Source organism: Verrucomicrobiota bacterium, from assembly GCA_039192515.1.
Classification (GTDB): Bacteria; Verrucomicrobiota; Verrucomicrobiia; order Methylacidiphilales; family JBCCWR01; genus JBCCWR01.
In genome coordinates this window covers 1-2,907 of sequence record JBCCXA010000086.1, presented here as the reverse complement: position 1 = coordinate 2,907, position 2,907 = coordinate 1, and the positions used below count along the sequence as shown (strand labels likewise).

At 42.4% G+C, this 2,907-nt stretch carries 2 protein-coding genes; one reads left to right on the top strand and one right to left on the bottom strand.

From position 1 onward, the window contains the following. Positions 1 to 2,557: hypothetical protein (locus tag AAGA18_15980; GenBank protein ID MEM9446840.1), on the top strand; the 2,557-nt coding region annotated here is incomplete at its 5' end. A gap of 163 nt (positions 2,558 to 2,720) precedes the next feature. Here AAGA18_15980 and AAGA18_15975 read toward each other — a convergent pair. Continuing rightward, a partial coding sequence (locus AAGA18_15975) for a hypothetical protein (GenBank protein ID MEM9446839.1) occupies positions 2,721 to 2,907 on the bottom strand: 187 nt, incomplete at its 5' end.

Sequence of the window (2,907 nt, the reverse complement as noted above, 5' to 3'; positions counted from 1 at the left end):
TGAAAACTGGAAGAAGATATCCGAAGACGATGGATTTCCTAAAGGGGATTTAGGTAGAATAGGAGTTGCCGTTTCCAAAAGCGATCCAAAAAGAGTATATGCATTAGTGGAATCCAAGAAGAATGCTTTCTATCGATCTAATGATGGAGGTTATACTTGGGAGAAAGTAAATGATAAGGGGAGTGAAATAGGTAATCGGCCTTTCTATTACTCGGATATCTATGTAGATCCTCAAAATGAGAATAGGGTTTATACTGTCTTCACTTACGTGAACGTGAGTGAAGATGCCGGTAAGTCTTTTAAACAACTGATGCCTGCTTATGGTGTCGATAATGGTGTACACCCCGATCACCATGCCTGGTGGATCAATCCGGAAGATCCAAGCTTTATGATAGAGGGTAACGATGGTGGACTCAACATAACCAGGGACCGTGGCAAGTCCTGGCGCTTTGTAGAAAACTTACCGCTAGCGCAGTTCTACCATATTAACGTTGATATGGAATACCCTTACAATGTGTACGGAGGTATGCAGGACAATGGCTCTTGGGGTGGCCCGGCCTACGTTTGGAAATCACAAGGGATAAGAAATTCATACTGGCAAGAACTTTCGTTTGGCGACGGGTTTGATGTTATTCCTGATCCTGATGATTCGAGGTATGGATATTCAATGTCGCAGCAGGGCTTTGTTGTCAGGTATGATAGAGAGACAGGTCATACAAGAATTGTACGTCCTACTCACCCTAATCCTGACATGCGTTTAAGGTTTAACTGGAACGCCGCTATCGCACAAGATCCTTTTGATAACTCCACGGTGTATTTTGGCAGTCAGTTTGTGCATAAAAGTTCAGATAAGGGAGTTACCTGGTCCATTATCTCACCGGATCTTACCACAAATGATCCTGAAAAGCAGAAGCAGGACAAAAGTGGAGGTCTGACCATGGATGCTACCGGTGCGGAAAATAATACTACTATCCTGGCGGTTGCACCTAGCCCTATTGAAAAAGATTTGCTTTGGGTAGGTACGGATGATGGCTTGATACAAATAACTAGGGATGGAGGGCAAACCTGGACGAATGTAACCGCTAATATCACCGGCATGCCGAATGCCGGATGGGTTGCACAAATTAAGGCTTCTACTTACAACGCCGGAGAGGCTTTTGCTGTCGTTAATAATTATAGAAACTTCGATTTTAAACCGTATTTATTCCATACAGCTGATTATGGAAAAACTTGGCGCAGCTTGGTTAATGAAAGCCAGGTTTGGACGTACACACTTTGTTTTGTTCAGGATCCTGTAGAGCCCAACTTGATGTTTCTTGGCTCTGACGGTGGTTTATATGTAAGTATAGATGCAGGAGAAAATTGGACGCAGTGGGGTGAAAATTATCCGAATGTTTCTACCATGGACTTGGTCATACATCCACGAGAGCATGATTTGGTGATTGGAACCTATGGTCGTGCAGCGTACGTATTGGATGACATCAGGCCGTTAAGGGAGCTTGCTAAAAGCGGAGGTTCTACCATGCAAAAACAAGTAGTTCTTTTTGACGCTCCTGATGCGTTTATTACCCTAAATCAGCAACCATCAGGAACACGTTTTGGAGCAGATGCTATTTATAATGGTGAGAATAGAAAAGGCGGGGCCATGCTGTCCTACATAGTAAACAAACCGGAAGAAAAAGAAGAGGTGGTTAAAGAAGAGCCGGTTAAAAAGAGTAAAAGAAAAAAGAAAGCTGCTAAGCCTGAACCAAAACCTGTGGAAGACGAAGTTGAAAAAGAAGATAAGATCAGCTATGATTCTCTAACCCTTGAAGTTTTTAACGGATCCGGAGATTTAATCAGAACTATCAAAAGAAAAGCTCCAAAGGAAAAAGGCCTCAATCGCATGTACTGGGGGCTTGAAGAGAAGGGACAACGTAGACCAAGCCGTAGAAAAGTGAAAGAAGGTGCGGCCGAACCGCGTGGGGTTACTGTTTTGCCGGGTAGCTACAAACTCAGACTAACTTTCGGTGAAAAGAGTGATTCCACAATGGTTAACGTTCGGTTTGATCCGCGCGTAGAAATGTCAAATAGTATGCTTTCTGCAAAACGGGAAATGTTAAAAAGAATTGAAAATGGACAAGGGTTAGCGGGTATGGCTATGCAGCGATTAGTGGAATCAAAAGAGATTGCAGACGACTATATGAAAAAAATGAAGGAGAAGGATAAGGAAGGCTTTAAGGAAATGATAGACAAGACCAAAGCGGTTAAGGATTCCATAGAAAACCTTATGATCCCGTTTGTTGGGGAGGATAACAGTAAAAAGCAAGGTATAATTCGCTCTCCTATACCATCTATCTCAAGTCGTTTTGGTACGGCCGGCTTCTATGTGAGTTCAGCATTAGTAGCTCCGGGCGCAACAGAGTTGAGATTAGTAGAGCAAGCCGAATCTAAACTTGAAGAAGCTATTGAGGCGGTCAACGAATTTTACAAAAACGAGTGGCACCAGTTTAGATCAGCAGCAGAAAAGGCTGATCTGTCTCCTTTTAAGGAATATGAACCGCTTTCAAACGACTAGCTCCTACATGAAAGAGGCTGTCTCAAAAGGTATGTCATCTTAAGTCTGCTAAGGATCTTACTAAACTTAAGTGACTGCTTAAAATAAAAAACTTAGCGAGATTCTTCCTTGGCCAGAATGACTTGAAATGTTGGTTTTCTACCTTTTCAGACAGCCTCTTTATTTAGCTGATGGTGCCCACTACTCTTTTCATAAAATCATTAAGCGCGTCTTTTTGAGGTTTTCCTGCTTTTATATCTTTATTGACCTCTATGGCGCCAAACATGTTTGAAATGAGCTCGCCAATAACTTCCAGTTCTTCATCTTTTATTCCCTTGGCTTCACTGATGTGCTCAAGTAATTCTATGGTT